Source organism: Streptomyces sp. NPDC058308 (assembly GCF_042880275.1).
Taxonomy (GTDB): Bacteria; Actinomycetota; Actinomycetes; order Streptomycetales; family Streptomycetaceae; genus Streptomyces.
Genome location: NZ_JBHVZA010000004.1, coordinates 316,183 through 333,128, shown reverse-complemented (window position 1 = coordinate 333,128; position 16,946 = coordinate 316,183). Strand labels below are relative to the sequence as shown.

At 74.0% G+C, this 16,946-nt stretch carries 15 protein-coding genes; 10 read left to right on the top strand and 5 right to left on the bottom strand.

Translation table 11 applies throughout. The features are described from left to right. Positions 1-160: 160 nt before the first annotated feature. Complete coding sequence (locus tag ACFVYL_RS08735) at positions 161-1,411, top strand: hypothetical protein (RefSeq protein ID WP_389713882.1); 1,251 nt, start codon at positions 161-163, stop codon at positions 1,409-1,411. Further along, entirely contained in the window at positions 1,399-2,676 is a 1,278-nt protein-coding gene (locus ACFVYL_RS08730; RefSeq protein WP_389713881.1) for a hypothetical protein, read from the top strand. The genes ACFVYL_RS08735 and ACFVYL_RS08730 overlap by 13 nt, the downstream gene beginning before the upstream one ends. A 118-nt stretch (positions 2,677-2,794) precedes the next feature. Here ACFVYL_RS08730 and ACFVYL_RS08725 read toward each other — a convergent pair whose 3' ends face one another. Continuing rightward, positions 2,795-3,508 carry a pyridoxamine 5'-phosphate oxidase family protein gene (locus ACFVYL_RS08725; protein ID WP_389713964.1) on the bottom strand — a complete coding sequence of 238 codons (714 nt, stop codon included), beginning with the start codon at positions 3,506-3,508 and terminating at the stop codon, positions 2,795-2,797. Positions 3,509-3,717: 209 nt separating this feature from the next. Between ACFVYL_RS08725 and ACFVYL_RS08720 the strand changes: the two genes are divergently transcribed. Then, positions 3,718-6,579: a glycoside hydrolase family 2 TIM barrel-domain containing protein gene (locus ACFVYL_RS08720; protein ID WP_389713879.1), complete on the top strand. Its 2,862-nt coding sequence runs from the start codon at positions 3,718-3,720 to the stop codon at positions 6,577-6,579. A 9-nt stretch (positions 6,580-6,588) separates the two neighbouring features. On the opposite strand, the gene ACFVYL_RS08715 is transcribed toward ACFVYL_RS08720, so the two are convergent. Further along, positions 6,589-7,401 carry a dienelactone hydrolase family protein gene (locus ACFVYL_RS08715; protein WP_389713878.1) on the bottom strand — a complete coding sequence of 271 codons (813 nt, stop codon included), beginning with the start codon at positions 7,399-7,401 and terminating at the stop codon, positions 6,589-6,591. Between the two features lie 63 nt (positions 7,402-7,464). On the opposite strand from ACFVYL_RS08715, the gene ACFVYL_RS08710 reads away from it, so the two are divergent. Beyond that, positions 7,465-8,880 (top strand): hypothetical protein, encoded by a 1,416-nt coding sequence (locus ACFVYL_RS08710; RefSeq protein ID WP_389713877.1) that lies wholly within the window; start codon positions 7,465-7,467, stop codon positions 8,878-8,880. Between the two features lie 43 nt (positions 8,881-8,923). Beyond that, complete coding sequence (locus ACFVYL_RS08705) at positions 8,924-9,697, top strand: hypothetical protein (RefSeq protein ID WP_389713875.1); 774 nt, start codon at positions 8,924-8,926, stop codon at positions 9,695-9,697. A 1-nt stretch (position 9,698) separates the two neighbouring features. Here the strand turns inward: ACFVYL_RS08705 and ACFVYL_RS08700 are convergent, their stop codons facing one another. Further along, positions 9,699-10,109 (bottom strand): NUDIX hydrolase, encoded by a 411-nt coding sequence (locus ACFVYL_RS08700; protein ID WP_389713873.1) that lies wholly within the window; start codon positions 10,107-10,109, stop codon positions 9,699-9,701. Between the two features lie 216 nt (positions 10,110-10,325). Here ACFVYL_RS08700 and ACFVYL_RS08695 point away from each other — a divergent pair, with 216 nt between their 5' ends. Further along, positions 10,326-10,745, top strand: coding sequence for a VOC family protein (locus tag ACFVYL_RS08695; RefSeq protein ID WP_389713872.1), 420 nt, complete (start codon positions 10,326-10,328; stop codon positions 10,743-10,745). Here ACFVYL_RS08695 and ACFVYL_RS08690 read toward each other — a convergent pair. Both ACFVYL_RS08690 and ACFVYL_RS08685 read right to left on the bottom strand, forming a co-directional pair. Beyond that, positions 10,742-11,470, bottom strand: coding sequence for a DUF6597 domain-containing transcriptional factor (locus tag ACFVYL_RS08690; RefSeq protein WP_389713870.1), 729 nt, complete (start codon positions 11,468-11,470; stop codon positions 10,742-10,744). The two genes, ACFVYL_RS08695 and ACFVYL_RS08690, sit on opposite strands and share 4 nt — an antisense overlap. A gap of 59 nt (positions 11,471-11,529) precedes the next feature. Continuing rightward, a complete protein-coding gene (locus tag ACFVYL_RS08685) occupies positions 11,530-12,711 on the bottom strand; it encodes a YihY/virulence factor BrkB family protein (protein ID WP_389713868.1) in 1,182 nt (393 codons plus the stop codon). A 17-nt stretch (positions 12,712-12,728) separates the two neighbouring features. Between ACFVYL_RS08685 and ACFVYL_RS08680 the strand changes: the two genes are divergently transcribed. The 4 genes from ACFVYL_RS08680 (at position 12,729) to ACFVYL_RS08665 (ending at position 16,832) form a co-directional block, all read left to right on the top strand. After that, entirely contained in the window at positions 12,729-14,363 is a 1,635-nt protein-coding gene (locus ACFVYL_RS08680; protein ID WP_389713866.1) for an acyl-CoA dehydrogenase family protein, read from the top strand. A 297-nt stretch (positions 14,364-14,660) separates the two neighbouring features. Next, complete coding sequence (locus tag ACFVYL_RS08675; RefSeq protein WP_389713865.1) at positions 14,661-15,959, top strand: GAF domain-containing protein; 1,299 nt, start codon at positions 14,661-14,663, stop codon at positions 15,957-15,959. Between the two features lie 78 nt (positions 15,960-16,037). Beyond that, positions 16,038-16,625, top strand: coding sequence for a GNAT family N-acetyltransferase (locus ACFVYL_RS08670; RefSeq protein WP_389713864.1), 588 nt, complete (start codon positions 16,038-16,040; stop codon positions 16,623-16,625). A gap of 123 nt (positions 16,626-16,748) precedes the next feature. Continuing rightward, complete coding sequence (locus tag ACFVYL_RS08665) at positions 16,749-16,832, top strand: putative leader peptide (protein WP_330166862.1); 84 nt, start codon at positions 16,749-16,751, stop codon at positions 16,830-16,832. Positions 16,833-16,946: the final 114 nt, after the last annotated feature.

The following is a 16,946-nucleotide window of genomic DNA, read 5'->3' as shown; positions in this document are numbered from 1 at the left end:
GACGTGCACGGCGTTCCGGGGGCGTTCGGCGAGCGGAGTCAAGCAGAGGTCCCCACCGGCGGCAAGGGTCCCGGCCCGCCGTCGCGCCACGGCGGATTGATAGCGTCCACTCCGGTCATGGCTCCGATCATGGTGCCGTTCACGGGGGAAGGGGAGCACCATGCCCAAGGAGGGCGCGTCGCGTGCGGCGCGGCGGCGCACCTGGCTGACGGCCTCGCTGGTGGGGGTGCTGCTCGTCGCGTCGTCGGTGACCTGGATCGCGGTGTCGCGGGCCGCGGACCGCGAGGACCGGTTCGCCGCCAACCAGGAGCAGTTGACGCGGGCCTGCGCCGGCCTGCTCCCCGACGCGTTGCGCTCCTTCGTGCCGGACGACGAGCGGGGCGTCCTCGACGAGTTCGGGACGATGCTGCGGCCCCGGCAGCCGAGCCGCGCGCTCCTGGACTGTTCGCTGTCCTGGGGCGGCGGCGGTGACGCCTGGGAGCCGGACGCCCGCGCCCGGGTACGGGCCGAGGCCGTCCTGACCCGCACCCCGCCGGACGAGGTCACCGGCGACTTCGGGCTGTCCCTGCCGGAGAGCGCGATGGGCGCCGTGGGCTCCGACGACCGGCTGCACGGCAGCGCGGTGACGGCCTCGCTGCTCGTCGACTGCCCGAACGGGCTCTCCGGCCGGGTCCGGTCGGCACGGGACCTGCTCGTCTCCGTGGAACTGCCGTCGGAGGCCGAGGAGTACCACGTACCGAAGGCCGACAAACGGCTCGCCGCCCGCACGGCGATGCGGGTCGCCGACTGGGTCACAGGGAAGCAGGGCTGCGGCGGCGAGCCTCTGGGCACCGGTGGCGCGCCCGCCTCCGCGAAGGCCCCGAAGCTCTGTGCCTGGCTCTCCCCCGAGGAGCTGCGGCTCACCCCCGGGAAGTGGTCGTTCGCCGGGAGCGACACGGCGTACAGCCGCCGCGCGGGCGAGTGCGCCGGCCGGTGGGACGACACCCTGGGCTCCCCCGGCGACCTCACGATCAAGGCCGCGGGCGCGCAGAGCTGGTCGGGTGTCCTCGCGGCCGGCGCGTACGACCGCTACCAGGACGGCGCACAGGTGCCCGACCCGAAGGCGCCGTCCACCGTCGGCCGACCGGTGACGGTCGAACGGTCCGGCGACGGCCCCGAACTCGCCCTGTGGGCGCGGTCCGAGTGCGTGGCGGGGCCGACCTACCACCGCGTCACGGTGATGCCCGAGTTCGACGCCGACTCCACGCTGGAGGACGACACGCTCGTGCTGGAACGGGCGGACCAGCGGCGGATCTCGCAGCGGGCGCGTGCCGTGCTCGACCGCTATCTGAAGGCGCCCGACGGCTGGCCGCGGCGCGCGCACTGCCGGGACACGAAGGTCATGGGAGAGGTGGCGCGGTGGCACGGCTGACGTGGGGGACCAGGGCGGGGCGCGTGGTCCTGTCGTCCTGCGGGGCGCTCGTCGCCCTGGCCCTGATCGCGGGCGGCTACTACTGGTGGGGCGGCCCGCACGAGCGCAGCGTGGCGCGGCAGGTCCTCGACGAGGCGTGCCGGGGCGTGCTGCCCGCGCAGGAGCTGCGGGCCGTGCTCGGCGACGGGCCGTACCGGAGCGGACCCGGCAGGTCCGGGCTCCGCGACGCGGGCCGTCCCGAGGAGCACGACCGGGGCGAGATCCGGCAGGAGTCGTGCAGCGTCAGCCGCGACACCGAGCACCACGCGGGGCACCCGACGCGCGACGCCTCGGTCGACGTCGACGTGCAGCAGGTGCCGGAACACGCGACGGACGGGACCTCCGCCGACCGGCCCGCCGATCTGCCGCGCGGCTTCGGCCCGTTGTACCCCACGGTCTCCACCGACCTGCCGCCCGCCGCCCTCGGTCACGGCTGGCACGGCCTCTTCAGCACCGAGGAGTCCAACGGGTCCTCGTCCGGCGACGGATCGGCGACCGTCGCGGTGCTCCTGGAGTGCGCCCGCGACGGCGGCGGCCTGCTCGTCACGGTGGGCGTGCAGGAGGAGGACGTCACCCTCGACGACCCGCGCAGGCGCACGGCGTACGCGCGGATCGCCACCGCGACGGCCGCGAAGGCGGCCGGGAAGTGGGGCTGCGACGCCGACCTGGGCGAGGCGCCGCGCACGGTGGCGCTCCCGGTGAACCGCGATGAGGACGTTCCGCTGGCCGACGCCTCCGGGACCTGCCGGGGGGTGCCCGGCCGCGGCGGGCGGATCTCCCGGGCGTGGGAGAGCGCGAGCTCCGGCGGGCCGGTCGAGGTCTGCGTCGTGGCGGGCGGCAGGACCGGCGTGCCGCTCCTCACCCCGCTGGACGAGGCCGACCGCTATCACCTCGTCGCGTACTACGGCCCGTACGCGGAGACCCAGCGCCTCGATTACCGGGAACACCAGGGCCGGTACGCCGAGAAGCCCGGCCCGGGCGAGGCCGCCGCGGGCCGGCTCGCGGGCGGCGGTCACTGGGCGAGTGCGACGTGCCGGGGCGGGGGCGGACCCGCGCTGTTCACCGTGCGGGACGACGTGGCCGACCGGAGTGAGTACGACGCCCGGGGCAGGCGCCACGCGACGAAGCCGTCCGCGAGCGACCTGGCGTACGAGCGGGCCGCGCTGAGGGAGTTCGCGGAGCGCTCGGCGCGGGCCCACGGGTGCGGGGCGCCGAAACTGCCCTGAGGCCCGGCACGACGCCGCCCCGAGGCTCCGCGCGGCGGGGCCCGCGCCGAGCCTGTCTTTGAACCCCCGCCTGCGCCCCGACGCCTGGCGCGGACGCCGGAGGTTCAAAGACAGGCCCTCAGCCCTGCCGGGTGCCGCCGCGGCCCGCGATGTGCGGGGGCGGGGCGATCCCGGCGGGCAGCAGGGGGTCGGGGACCGGCGCACCCCAGGTGGCGGTCAGCGGGAGGTTTCCGGCCCAGACGCCGAGCTCCGCGTCGGGGCCCTCGCCGTCCTCCGGCGGGCCCTGCGCGACCTTGACCGAGGCCTCCGCAAGGGAGAGGGAGAGCAGGGTGGTCGCGGCGAGCTCCTTGCGGCTGGGGCGGCGGGCGTAGTCCCACTGGCCGGGCGTGGCGTGCTCGGTGAGCAGGCGAAGGCCGCGCAGCTTCTCGTCGGGGTCGGTCACCCGGCGCGGGACGCCGTGGATCATCGCGCTGCGGTAGCTGACGCCGTGCTCGAACACCGAGCGGGCGAGGATCAGGCCGTCGATGTGGGTGACGGTGACGCAGACGGCCGCCTCGGGGTCGGCGGCCAGACTGCGGCTGGCGACGGAGCCGTGCAGGAAGAGCTGGGTGTCGTCGCGGCCGTAGACGGTGGGCACGACCATCGGATGGCCGTCGACGACGACACCGAGGTGGCAGACGAAGCCCGCGTCGAGGACCGCTTCGAGGTCGGCGCGGGCCAGCCTGCCCTGCTCGCGCAGGCGGCGGTGGCGGGTGCGGTCGGTGACGGGCAGGGTCCCGGGGAGCGCGGCACCGCCGCGGTGGCCCTGCGCGACCGGGGGCACCGGGGGCATCGGCTGCTCATATGGATCATTCACATCGCGACAAGTTACCGATATCGCGTACAGGAAGCCATGGTTCGACGAAATCCGTCGCCTCGCGGAACTTCCGGAACGGTATCCGCAGAACCCGGACAGCGCGTCCAAGCCGTCGCCGAAGAATCCAACGACTTCCGCCCCGCGACGATGGCGGGCCCCCGCCCCCGCACGGTCTGATGGAACCCATGGAGCTTCCCCACCACGAGGACGTGTCCCCCGCCAGCGGCACCCTGGCGCCCCGCACCTGGTACGCGGCGTCCGACGCCGCCACCCTCTCCCTCGACGGCCGCTGGCGCTTCCGCCTCTCCCCCACCGCGGACGCCGAGGACGAGACCTTCGCCGCCGAAGGGTACGACTGCGGCGCCTGGGACGAGATCGCCGTTCCCGGCCACTGGGTGCTGCAGGGCCACGGCGCGCCCCAGTACACCAACCAGCTCTATCCCTTCCCGGTGGACCCGCCGCGCGTCCCCACCGAGAACCCGACCGGCGACCATCTGCACACCTTCGACCTGCCCGCCGACTGGCCGCGCGACGGCGAAGCCCTCCTGCGCTTCGACGGCGTCGAGTCCTGCGCCCGCGTCTGGCTCAACGGCACGGCGCTCGGCGACTTCAAGGGCTCCCGGCTCACCCACGAGTTCGCCGTCGGCGAGCTGCTGCGCCCCGAGGGCAACGTCCTCGCCGTACGGGTCCACCAGTGGTCCGCCGGGTCGTACCTGGAGGACCAGGACCAGTGGTGGCTGCCGGGCATCTTCCGCGGCGTGACGCTGCTGCACCGCCCCGAGGGCTGCGCCCGCGACTTCTTCGTGCACGCCGCCTACGACCACCGCGCGGGAACGGGCACGCTGCGGGTCGACTCCGAGGTCCAAGGGCGCGTCACCGTACCCGAGTTGGGCATCGACGTACCGACCGGCGAGCAGGTCGTCGTACCCGTCGAGCCGTGGACCGCCGAGACGCCCCGCCGGTACGACGCGACCCTGGCCACGCCCGGCGAGCGGATCCCGCTGCGCATCGGCTTCCGCACGGTCGCCGTCGAGGACGGCCTCATCACCGTCAACGGCCGCCCGGTCCTCTTCCGGGGCGTGAACCGCCACGAGTTCCACCCGGAGACGGGCCGCACCCTCGGTCTGGACACCATGCGCGCGGACGTCCTGCTGATGAAGCGTCACAACATCAACGCCGTCCGCACCAGCCACTACCCGCCCCACCCCGCCTTCCTCGACCTCTGCGACGAGTTCGGCCTGTGGGTGATCGACGAGTGCGATCTGGAGACGCACGGCTTCCAGGCGGTGGGCTGGCGCGGCAACCCGGTCGACGACGACCGCTGGACGCCCGCTCTCCTGGACCGCGCGGCCCGCATGGTCGAGCGCGACAAGAACCATCCGTCGGTGGTCGTCTGGTCGCTCGGCAACGAGTGCGGGACCGGACGCGGCCTGCGCGCCATGGCGGAGTGGGTCCGGGCCCGGGACGGCAGCCGCCTGCTCCACTACGAGGGCGACCGCTCCTGTGCGGACACGGACGTGTACTCGCGGATGTACGCCGACCACGCCGAGGTCGAGCGCATCGGCCGGGGCGAGGACGAGGGGCCGCGGGAGCGCGGCGGGCTCCCCTTCATCCTCTGCGAGTACGCGCACGCCATGGGCAACGGGCCGGGCGGACTCGGCGAGTACCAGCGGCTCTTCGAGACGTACCGGCGACTCCAGGGCGGCTTCGTCTGGGAGTGGATCGACCACGGCATCGCGCACCCCGAGCACGGCTTCGCGTACGGCGGCGACTTCGGCGAGGAGCTGCACGACGGCAACTTCGTCTGCGACGGCCTCGTCTTCCCCGACCGGACGCCGTCCCCCGGCCTCGTCGAGTACAAGAAGGTGATCGAGCCGGTCAGGATCGAGGGCCACGGACCGGACGGCACGGTCGGCATCACCAACCTGCACGACTTCGCCGACCTCTCCCACCTCGCCTTCACCTGGTCGTTCGAGAAGGACGGCAGGACGGTCGCGGACGGCGTCCTCGCGGTGCCGCCGGTCGGGCCCGGCGGGCGCGCCGAGGTGAAGCTGCCGCCCCCGCCGCGCCGCGACCCGGACGCCGAGACCCAGTGGACGGTGCGGGCGACGCTCGCCGAGGACACGGCGTGGGCGCCCGCGGGACATCTGGTGGCATGGGCCCAACTGCCCGTCGAACAGCGCGTGATGCTGCCGGTGCCCGGCGGCGCGGCACCGGTGCGGGACGCGGCGGGGCGGCGCATCACGCTCGGCGCCGCGACGTTCGACGCCCGCAGCGGCACGCTCCTCTCCTTCCGGGACCGTGAGATCAGGGAGCTGGGCCTGGACGTGTGGCGGGCCCCCACCGACAACGACAACGGCATGCCCTGGCGCCCCGAACCCTCCGTGGCCGCCCGCTGGCGCGCCCTGGGCCTGGACCGGATGCGGCACCGCGTCGACGCCGTCGAGCCGGGCGCCGACGGCCTGACCGTACGCACCCGGGTGGCCGCGGCGGCGAGCGACCTGGCGCTGCGCACGGAGTACCACTGGGTGTCGGACGGCAGCAGGCTGCACCTGCGGATGACCGTGACCCCGCAGGGCGACTGGCCGGTGCCGCTGCCCCGCATCGGCATCCGCTTCGGGCTGCCGGGCGCCGCGGACCGCGTGCGGTGGTTCGGCGGCGGGCCCGGCGAGGCCTACCCCGACACGGCCGCCGCCTCGATGACCGGCCTCTGGGAGTCGGACGTCGACGCGCTGCAGACCCCCTACGTACGCCCGCAGGAGAACGGCGCCCGCGCCGGCGTCCGCTGGGTGGAGGTCGGCGGGCTGCGCGTCGAGAGCGACAGCGCACCGGCCTTCACCGCGCGCCGCTGGACGACGCGGCAGCTCGACGCGGCCCGGCACCGCACCGACCTCACGCCCGGCGACACCGTCTGGGTCAACCTCGACAGCGCCCGGCACGGCATCGGCACCCAGTCGTGCGGTCCCGGCGTGCTGCCGCGGTACGAACTGCGGGCCACGCCGGGACCGACGTCGTTCAGCTGCGTCTTCTCGCGTACGGACGAGTGATCCGCCGTTTCAGGCGACGGGGGCCAGGCGCTCCCGCAGGAACGCGACGACCCGCTCGCGCGCGGCGTACGCGGGGTGCCCCGGCACCTCGCGTACCTCCTCCGTGAGGACGGAGTGCGCCGACTTGGCGAAGCCCGCCTCGTTGCCGGGCGACGAGTCCAGCTCGATGACCTCGAACGCGTCGCCGAGGTGGCGGCGCAGCGTGGTGAAGCGGTCGCCCGGGGCCAGCTTGTCCTCGCTGAAGCGCAGCCCGAGCGCGCACAGGCCCTCGTTCTTGGTGCGGGCCACGACCGTGTCGAACTCGGCGCGGGACATGCCCGCGTCGACCCGGCGGCCACGGCTCACGGGCAGCGGCACCGAGGGCTGGCTAACCACGGGCGCGAGGACGGCGTCCTCCGTGGCGGCGGCCAGCGCGAAGCCGCCCGTGAAGCACATGCCGATGACGCCGACGCCCGGGGCCGGTGTGCGGGCCGCCAGGTCGCGGGCGAGGGCGCGCAGGTAGTCCGCGAAGGGGCGCCGGGCGTCGGTGGCGAAGGCGCGGAACTCGGCGGAGACGCAGAGCCGGGGGAAGACGCCGAGCATGTACGGCGTCGAGACCGGCCGGCCGGGTTCGCCGAAGGGGGAGGGGATCGCCACGGTGAAGCCCTGTTTCACCAGGTACTCACCGAGCCCGAGGACTCCCGGATGCACTCCGGGCATTTCGGGAACCAGGACGACGCCGGGACCTGTCCCCTTCTCATAGACATCATGCGTGATACTCGCCCCGGTGAACGGGGACTTGGTCCAGCCGGTGAGGTCCGCTGTCGGTTCCGAACCGGGCACGGTGCTCACTCCCTTTCGTCACAAGTGTCTTATGGGTAAGTGGAGTTCATGCCTACAGCACCCATGCGCGGAAGCACAGACCCCGCCGGGCACCCCGTGCCGCCCGGGCCCCCGCCCGAACCCCGGCCGGGGCGGCTCGTGGCGTGGCTGGGCAGACTCACCCCCGTCGCCGTGGGGTACGGCGTGTTCCAGGCTCTGGTGGGGCTGCTGCCCGGCGGGCTCTTCCCGGACCCGGCCCGCTACTCGCTCGCCGTCGTCAGCGGTCTCGGGACGGGGATCTCCGCCTGGCTGGCCGGCGCGCTGCTGCGGGCCAGGGCGGCCGCGGCGGACGACGGCAGGGGCAGCGGCCCGGGCGGGGCGCCCTCGCCCCGGCGCGGCTCCGCGGGCGCCGTGGCACCGGGTGCGGGGGCCTCGGTGCCAGGTCCGCTGCCGGGGCTCTCCACCGCCACGTACGCCGCCCTCGTCGAGCGCCTGACCGTGTTCGACGATCCGCGCGGCCGCCTCACCGGCTGGGCGCACGCCCTCGACGAGCAGCCGGAGCCGGACCGGCCGACCCCGACCGGCACCGCTTACGGGCTGCACATCGCCCTCGAACTCGGCATGCCCGACGGGCGGTTGCGGGCGCCCGAGCTCGTGGAGACGCTGTGGCGGCTGCGGCTGCCCGAGGGTGGCTGGTCGGCCCGTTCGCAGGGCGCGGTGGGGCGGCCCGAGGTGACCGCCCTTGTGCTCGGCGCGCTCGCACGGGCGGGCGCCGACGCCCGGCTCCTCGCCCCGGAGGCGGCACGGTGCACGGAGCGCTTCACCCGCGAACTGGAGCCCGCGGGCGCGGAGTTGACCCACGTCGTCACGACGGTGCTGCGCGGGCTGCTGCGCGCCGCGCCCGACTCGCCGGCCCTGCCGGTCCTGCGGGACGCGCTCGTCGACGGCGCCGTCACCGACCCGGCGCGCGGCCACCGGCGCTGCTGGGGCTCGCGTCTCACACCGCCGCACGGCCGGACGGTGGCGCCCTCGGCCGTGCACACGGCGCAGGCCGTCGTCGCCCTCGACCGGGCGGCCCGGGTGCTCGGCGAGGACGCGAACGCCCGTGCCACGCGCGAGGAGGGCATCCGCTGGCTGCTCTCCTGCCCCGGGCCCGCACACGACGGCTGCGACGACCTGGAGAGCGGCCACGAGACGGTGCGCAGGCCGCACCCCGTCGACGCGTCGCGCTCCGAGGTGCTCGCCGTGCGGCACTTCGCGGCGGCCTGGGTGGTACGGGCGCTGCTCACCCCGGACGCCCCGGCGGTCGCCGCCGACGAGGGCCGGGAAGCCGTGTGGCAGGAGATGCTGTCGGGCGCCGCCGCGTCCGTGTGGCGCCAGCAGGACAACGGGATCTGGACGTGGGACGGGGCCGATCTCGCCCACCCGCTGTGGATGACCTACCAAGGCCTTTCCGCACTGCGGGCACATGCCGTATGGATGTATCAGCCGGAGGTCTGAGCCCCCGGCGCGGCGCGTACGCGCGGATGAGGGGGAGGGTGCGGTGGGTGGTCGGCACGTCCACGACGCCAGGCGGTTCCTGCGGGAGGGCCTCGACGGGCCCACCGGGGACGAACTCGTGGAGGCCGCCCGCGCGGCCGTGGCCGAACTGGGCTCCCCGGGCGTCCTGTTGCCGCTGGTCCGGGAGCTGGCGGCGGGGGTGGGCGACCCGTCGGGGTGCGCGCTCCTCTCGTACCGCCACGTCCTCGGCTTCGACAAGCTGCTGCTGATCGACGGCGGTCCGCGGCACATGCTGCGCGCCCACGTGTGGCACCCCGGCCGGGGCACGCAGGAGGACATCCACAACCACCGTTCCCCGCTGGCCTCCTGCGTGGTGCGGGGCGCACTCGGCATGGAGCTGTACGAGCCCGTGCACACCGACACCGCCACCACCGCCGCCTCGGACGAGGGCCTCGACACGTCCTGGTACCGGGAGTCCCTCGCGGGCGGGGACGGGGACTGGCTCCTGGAGCCCGCGGGCGGGGCGCGGCTGCGCCTGACGCAGAGCGCGCGGTACGCGGCCGGGAGCGGCTACGCACTGCCGCCGCACGTCCTGCACCGCGCGTGGTGCGCCTCGTCCGGGACGACGGTCACGCTGTTCCTGGAGACGGGGTCGGGGCGGCGGCGCTACACGGACGTGTTCGCAGGACCCGGCGCGGGCACGGGCAACACGGGCACGGCCGACGCGGACCTGTCCGGGCGCGCGGTGGCGAAGAAGCGTCTTGAGGTGCGGGACTACCTGGCGGAGCTCTCGGCCCTTGCCGAGCTGCTCGGCTGACTCAGCCGAAGGCCTGGCGGACGATCTCGCGGTTGTAGTCGTCGATCTCGACCTTGCCGAGCTCGGCGGGGGCGAGCCAGCGGTGCTGCTGGTCGGGCACGGGCAGCGTCACGTCGAAGGTGAGGGGGCGGACCAGGAAGTTGTCCTGCCAGTTCTTCACCTCGTGCCCGCGGTAGGTACTGACGAAGGAGGACTCGCCGACCTTGCGGAGCACGTGCCCGAGCAGTCCGGTCTCTTCCTTGAGCTCTCTGAGGACGCCGTCACGGGGGCTCTCGTCCGGCTCCAGCTTCCCGCACGGCACGCCCCACACGCCGGGCAGGAACCGCTCGGTCTCGCTGCGTCGCACGAGCAGCACGCGGCCGCGGAACGCCACGACGGCCGCCGCGAGCCGGTTGTCACCGGGATAGTCCATGCCTTCCAACGTAGCGGGGATCGGGGGGTCGGGACACCCGGGGCGGCGGGCATCGGCCACCGTTTCGCGTTCTCCCTGGTCGAGCCCGAGCGGAACGTAGACGTCCGTCAACAGAGTGCCGTAGGCCATCACCCACACGTGTCGGCGCGGCCCGTGGCCGCACGGGTGTCCGTTTCCTTCAAGACCGGGCGCAGGGCCGCTGCCTACGCTGCGGGCATGGACAGCACACCGACTTCACCCGTTCCCCGCTTCGACCTCATCGGTCTGGTCGTCTCGGACATGAGCGCCTCACTCGCCTTCTACCGCAGGCTCGGCCTGGAGTTCCCCGACGGGTCCGAGAGCGCGCCGCACGCCGAGGCCACGCTCCCCGGCGGCCTGCGCATCGCCTTCGACACGGAGGAGACCATCCGGTCCTTCTCCCCCGACTGGCGGGCCCCCGCCGACGCGGGCCGGATCGGGCTCGCCTTCCACTGCGGCACCGCCGCCGGGGTCGACGCGGCGTACGCGGACATGACGGGCGCCGGGTACGCGAGCGAGCTCAAGCCGTTCGACGCGGTCTGGGGCCAGCGGTACGCCGTCGTGCTCGACCCGGACGGCAACGGCGTCGACCTCTTCGCGCCGCTGGAGTCGAGCTAAGCGCACTCGCCCAGCAGCTCGCCCAGCGGCATCCCGGTGAATTCCTTGACGTCGCGGGCGAGGTGGGCCTGGTCGGCGAAGCCCGCGACGGCCGCCGTGTCCGCGTACGGCAGGCCTTCGCGGGCGAGGGCGAGGGCGCGCTGCAGGCGCAGCACCCGGGCCAGCGTCTTGGGGCCGTAGCCGAACGCGTGCAGGGAACGGCGGTGCAGCAGGCGGGCGTTGACCCCGGCTGCGGCAGCGGTCCGCGCGACGGTGCGGCCCGCGCTCAGGTCCCCGACGACCTGGACGAGCAGCGGATCGGGCGGCTCGGCGTCGGCGGCCCGGTCCAGCGCGACCGCTTCGAGGGCGGCCACCGGGTCGTCCGCGCCGTCCACCCGCGCGAGGAGGCGGCGCACCAGGGACGCGCTCCACAGGTCGGCCAGCTCCACCCGCCGGTCCCGCAGTTCATGGGCGGGCACGCCGAGGAAGGCGGGCGCGGTGCCGGGGTAGAAGCGGATGCCCACCCAGCGGCCGCCGGCGTCGGCGGTGTCCGGGACGTGGGCGCGCGTGTCCGGGCCCGCGACGAACAGCCGGCCCTCGGTCCACAGCAGGTCCATGCAGCCGTCGGGCAGCACCGGACGGCTGCCGCCGGGGCTGTCCGCGAGCGTGCGGGTCCACACGACCGCGCCGGTCAGCCGGGACGGCCGCTCCCGGTATCCGCCGTCCGCGCCGGTCGCTTCAGCCATGGGAAAAGGCTACGCCGGGCCGCCCTCACGCCGCCCGCGAGGTCTCGGGGCCCCGCTCCTCAATCGCCGGAGGGGCTGTTTCCCCCGCCCCCGCTCCGTTTCGCGTGTTTCGCCTGCTTCGTGGGCTTCGCGGGCGTGCGCAGCCTCGACGACACGTCGTCCGGCGGCAGGAAGCGCGACCAGCGTTCGGGGAACTCGGACGGCATCACGGGGTCGTCCGGGTCGTCGAGGTCCGCCATCGCCTCGCGTGCGGCGGCCGCGCGGGCCACCACCTCCGCGGCCTGGGCCTCCCTTATGCGGTCGTTGGCGGCGCGCGCCGCGGCCGTCGCGACGGACGGCCAGACCCGGTCGATGGCCGCGTTGACGGCGGCGCCGACCAGGACCGCGAATGCCGAGACACCGATCCACAGCAGCACCGCGACCGGGGCGGCGAGCGAGCCGTAGATGGTGGGGCCCTCCACCGTGCTGGTGAGGTAGATGCGGAGCAGGAAGCTGCCGAGCACCCACATGGCGAGCGCGATCAGGGCGCCCGGCATGTCCTCCACCCACGGCGAGCGCACCGGCACGGACACGTGGTACAGCGTGGTCAGGAAGACCACGGAGAGGATGACGACGACCGGCCAGTAGAGGATCTGGACCACCGTCGTGGATCCTGGCAGCAGGTTCACCACCGCGTCCGGCCCCGCCACCATCAGCGGCAGTGCGACCGAGCCGATGAGCAGCGCCACGATGAACAGGCCGAAGGCGAGGATCCGGGTCTTGACGATGCCGCGCACGCCGTCGAGGCCGTACATCACCGTGATGGTGTCGATGAAGACGTTCACGGCGCGCGAGCCGGACCACAGGGCGAAGAGGAAGCCGATGGAGATGACGTCGGGCCGGCTGACCCGCATCACGTCCGCCAGTATCGGCTCCGCGATCTGGCTGACGCCCCGGTCGGACAGGACCGTGCGGGACGCCTCCAGGATGTTGTTCTGGACGCTGGTGATGGTGTCCGCGCCGGTCCACCGGTCGACGTAGGCGAGCAGTCCGATCAGGCTCAGGAGCAGCGGCGGCACGGAGAGCAGCGTGAAGAACGCCGCCTCGGCCGCGAGCCCCAGGATGCGGTACTCGACGCACGAGTTGACGGTGTCCTTGAGCAGCAGCCAGGCGGTCCTGCGCTTCGAGACGTTCCGGTAGAGAGCGCGGGCCCGATTCCAACGGCCCGACGGCCGCCCGGGTGTTTCTTTTGCCTGGTGCACCTCCTTACCGTAGCGGCATGGCAGCCAGCACCCACACAGTGACCAACCAGGCTCCGCCCCTGGTGGGATATGACGTATTCACGTCCGACCGGGCCCTCGTGGAGGGCGTCGAGCGGCATCTGGACCCGGCGCTCCTGGATTCCGCCCGCGACGAACTCGCCCTGCTCGGCCGCTCCGCGGGCTCCGCCCAGGCACAGCGGTGGGGAGATCAGGCCAATGAGAATCCTCCCGTTCTGCACACACATGACCGCTACGGGAACCGGATCGACGAGGTCGACTTCCACCCGGCGTGGCACCGGCTGCTCGGCAAGGCCGTCTCCGCGGGGCTGACGACGGCCTGGTCGCGGCCCGGCGGGCATGTGCGGCGGGCCGCCGGTTTCCTGGTGTGGACGCAGGCCGAAGGGGGGCACGGCTGCCCGGTCTCGATGACGCACGCGGCGGTGCCCGCGCTGCGCACCGATCCCGCGCTCGCCGCCGAGTGGGAGCCGCGGCTCACCTCGACCGTGTACGACGAAGGGCTGCGCCCGGCCTCGCAGAAGGCCGGTGTCCTCTTCGGGATGGGCATGACGGAGAAGCAGGGCGGCAGCGACGTACGGGCCAACACGACGCGCGCGCAGGCGCTCGCGGAGGACGGGACGTACGCGCTGACCGGCCACAAGTGGTTCTGCTCCGCGCCGATGTCGGACGGGTTCCTGGTGCTCGCGCAGGCCGGGCAGGGGCTGACCTGCTTCCTGGTGCCGCGCGTCCTTGAGGACGGTTCGCGCAACGTCTTCGCCATCCAGCGCCTCAAGGACAAGCTGGGCAACAAGTCCAACGCGTCGAGCGAGGTGGAGTTCGACGGGACGTGGGCGCGCCGGGTCGGGGACGAGGGGCGCGGGGTGCGCACCATCATCGGGATGGTGGCGGCGACCCGCCTTGACTGCGTGATCGGCTCGGCGGCGCTGATGCGGCAGGCCGTGGTGCAGGCGGTGCATCACGCCACGTACCGGGAGGCGTTCGGCGGCAAGCTGGTCGACAAGCCACTGATGCGCAACGTACTGGCCGATCTGGCCCTGGAGTCCGAGGCGGCCACGACGCTCGCGCTGCGGCTCGCCGCGGCGTACGACGACGGGAGCGAGCAGGAGCTTGCGTTCCTGCGGCTCGCGGTCCCGGCCGCGAAGTACTGGGTGACCAAGCGGTGCACGCCGCTGGTGGGCGAGGCGCTGGAGTGTCTGGGCGGCAACGGCTACGTGGAGGAGTCGGGCATGCCGCGGCTGCTGCGCGAGGCGCCGCTCAACTCCATCTGGGAGGGCTCGGGGAACGTCCAGGCGCTGGACGTGCTGCGGGCGCTGCAGCGTGAGCCGCTGGCCCTGAACGCGTTCTTGCAGGAGGTCGGCGCGGCGCGCGGCGCCGACCACCGCCTGGACGGCGCGATCAAGGGCCTGCTGACCGAACTGGCCGACCTGGACGGCATCGAGGCGCGGGCCCGGCGCCTGGTGGAGCGGATGGCGCTGGTGCTCCAGGGGTCGCTGCTCGTGCGGTACGCGCCCGCGGAGGTCGCCGACGCGTTCTGCGCCTCGCGGCTCGGCGGGGACTGGGGCGCGGCCTTCGGCACGCTGCCGCACAGTCTGGATCTGACCTCGGTGGTGGCACGCGCCACGCCGGAGCTCTAGGCCCTGTCGTCAAACTCGCGTCGTTCGCCCGGAGGGCGGCCGGCACGGGGGTGGTGCTGCGCCGACACGGCACCACCCCCGTCTCTCAGGCCCCTTGAGGAGCGTGAAACACCGCACGGGCGGTGTGGTGTCCACCCTCGGGCACCCCTCATGCGTTGGCCAGAGTTGCAGGAGGTTGCAACGGGCGGTGGCGGCCCGCCCGATTCATCGCCGATGCGTCACCCGGGGGCGTGCGCAGGGGGCACGATGAAATCCTGCCCCCCACACACTGGTCTGGCCGGAAAGGATCCAGTGGTCATGAACGCCCCCTCGACCGTAGACCTCACGCGGATATCCGCCATGGACCTCCCGCACGCCGCGCGGCTCCTGGAGGGGGTGCGCGACGCCACGCTCTCCGGGCGGCGGCCGCAGCTCCTGCCGCGGCCGGTGATCGGCGACTCGTGGGGGCGGATGATGCTCGTCGGGGTCGACCCGGACCACGACTTCCGGTCCCCGCCGCTGGACGAGGAGGAGCTGGCGGAGCGCCGCCGCGCCTCGCCGCTCGCCGAGGTCCTGCCCGTCCTGCGCGACGCCCTGGTCTCCGTGGCGGACGCCGCGCAGCACATCATGGTCGTCAGCGACGCGGACGGGCGCGTGCTGTGGCGCGAGGGCAGCGCGTCGGTGCTGCGCAAGGCGGACTCGTTCGGCTTCGGACTCGGGGCGGACTGGGCGGAGAGCGTCGTCGGCACGAACGGCATAGGCACTCCTCTAGTGGTGCGCCGTCCCGTGCAGGTCTTCTCCGCCGAGCACTTCGTGCGGACCCACCATGCGTGGACGTGCACGGGCGCCCCGGTGACCGATCCGCGCGACGGCAGGCTGCTCGGCGTGATCGACGTCAGCGGCCCGCTGCGGACCATCCATCCCGCCACGCTCGCCCTGGTCGACTCGGTGGCCAAGCTCGCCGAGGCCCGGCTACGGGACCGGCACGTGACGGCGCTCGGCCGGCTGCGCGCGGTGGCGGCCCCGCTCCTCGCGCGCCTCGACGGGCGGGCGCTCGCGGTGGACGCGCACGGCTGGACCGCCGCGGTGACGGGCATGGCCCCGGCGGACCGCCTCGCCCTCCCCAAGGCCTTCGGGGCGGGCCGCACCTGGCTCCCCTCGCTGGGTTCCTGCCTGGTGGAGCCGTTGCCCGGCGGCTGGCTGCTGCGCGTGGACAGCCCCGGCGACGCCCCGCAGCCGGTCGCCGCGACCCGGCTCGTCCTGGATGTGAGCAGCCCGCGCCGGTGGACGCTCTCGGTGCTCGGCGGCGCCCGCGACTGGACCCACGACCTGAGTCCGCGCCACGCCGAACTGCTCTTCCTGCTCTGTACGTACCGCACGGGGCGCACCGCTTCGGGTCTTGCCGAGGACATGTTCGGCGACCCGGCACGCACGGTGACGGTCCGCGCCGAGCTCTCCCGGGTGCGGCGGTACCTGGGCGGCCTGCTCGCCCACCGCCCCTACCGCTTCCACGAGGACGTCGACGTCGACGTGGTCATGCCGGAGCGGCCGGTGGACCTGCTGCCCCACTCGACGGCGCCGGCGGTCCGGGCGGCGCGGCGGGTGGCGGAATCCTGAGAGCCTGTCTTTGAACCCCCGCCTGAGCCGCGGGCCCCGGGCTCATGGCCCGCCCCGGCCCGTGATTCTCTGACCCGCATGAGCCTCACTGTCACCACGTGGTCCCTGGAGCAGACGTCGCCCGCCGACCTGGTCCCGGCCGCCGCGCCCGACGGCGACGTACGGATCGTGCGCGCCGCAGCGCCCTCGCCCGAATTCAGCCGGTTCCTGTACACGTCCGTCGGCGGGGACATCCGCTGGACCGACCGCCTCTCCCTCACGTACGCCGAGTGGCAGAAACTGCTCGACCGGCCGGGCGTGGAGACCTGGGTCGCGTACGACCACGGGACGCCCGCGGGGTACGTCGAGCTGGCGGCGCGGGGCGAGCGGGGGGACGCGGCGGAGGGCGTCGTCGAGATCGTCTACTTCGGCCTGCTTCCCGCCTTCCGGGGGCGCCGCATCGGCGGCCACCTCCTGTCGTACGCCACCGCGCGCGCCTGGGACCTGGCCGAGCGGTGGCCGGGGCTCGCGCCGACCGAGCGGGTCTGGCTGCACACCTGCTCCAAGGACGGCGAGCACGCCATGGCCAACTATCAGCGGCGCGGCTTCCGGCTCTTCGACACGAAGGTGGAGCAGGAGCCCGACGTGGCCTCGCCGGGGCCGTGGCCGGGGGCGGAGCGCGACTGACCCCCTTTCCGGCGCACGCGCGCCATTGTGACCAGCGACACCCTTGTCCACGATGCGGGACAAGGGTGTCCACATTTTGGATAATGCTGGACTGGGCCGAAAGTCCCATGACACGCTTCCCGCATGGATCGCACTGGAATTGCCTTGGTGAGTCGACGTCACGTCGACCTCGGCCGCATGTCCAGCGCCATGTGTCCGGCTCGCTGATCGACTCAGCACCGCCGCTCCCCTCTCCCTGATTCCCCTCCCTGCGCAGCGCCGCGTGCGCATGTCCGCATGAGCCCAGCACTCGCGGTCATGTGCCACATCCGCAGGTCAGAG

Bases quoted from the DNA above. Each gene is read 5' to 3' on its own strand.
- ACFVYL_RS08720 (WP_389713879.1), top strand. From the start codon at position 3,718: ATGGAGCTTCCCCACCACGAGGACGTGTCCCCCGCCAGCGGCACCCTG.
- ACFVYL_RS08665 (WP_330166862.1), top strand. From the start codon at position 16,749: ATGGATCGCACTGGAATTGCCTTGGTGAGTCGACGTCACGTCGACCTC.
- ACFVYL_RS08690 (WP_389713870.1), bottom strand. From the start codon at position 11,470: ATGGCTGAAGCGACCGGCGCGGACGGCGGATACCGGGAGCGGCCGTCC.
- ACFVYL_RS08735 (WP_389713882.1), top strand. From the start codon at position 161: ATGCCCAAGGAGGGCGCGTCGCGTGCGGCGCGGCGGCGCACCTGGCTG.
- ACFVYL_RS08710 (WP_389713877.1), top strand. From the start codon at position 7,465: ATGCGCGGAAGCACAGACCCCGCCGGGCACCCCGTGCCGCCCGGGCCC.
- ACFVYL_RS08670 (WP_389713864.1), top strand. From the start codon at position 16,038: ATGAGCCTCACTGTCACCACGTGGTCCCTGGAGCAGACGTCGCCCGCC.
- ACFVYL_RS08725 (WP_389713964.1), bottom strand. From the start codon at position 3,508: ATGCCCCCGGTGCCCCCGGTCGCGCAGGGCCACCGCGGCGGTGCCGCG.
- ACFVYL_RS08695 (WP_389713872.1), top strand. From the start codon at position 10,326: ATGGACAGCACACCGACTTCACCCGTTCCCCGCTTCGACCTCATCGGT.
- ACFVYL_RS08700 (WP_389713873.1), bottom strand. From the start codon at position 10,109: ATGGACTATCCCGGTGACAACCGGCTCGCGGCGGCCGTCGTGGCGTTC.
- ACFVYL_RS08675 (WP_389713865.1), top strand. From the start codon at position 14,661: ATGAACGCCCCCTCGACCGTAGACCTCACGCGGATATCCGCCATGGAC.
- ACFVYL_RS08680 (WP_389713866.1), top strand. From the start codon at position 12,729: ATGGCAGCCAGCACCCACACAGTGACCAACCAGGCTCCGCCCCTGGTG.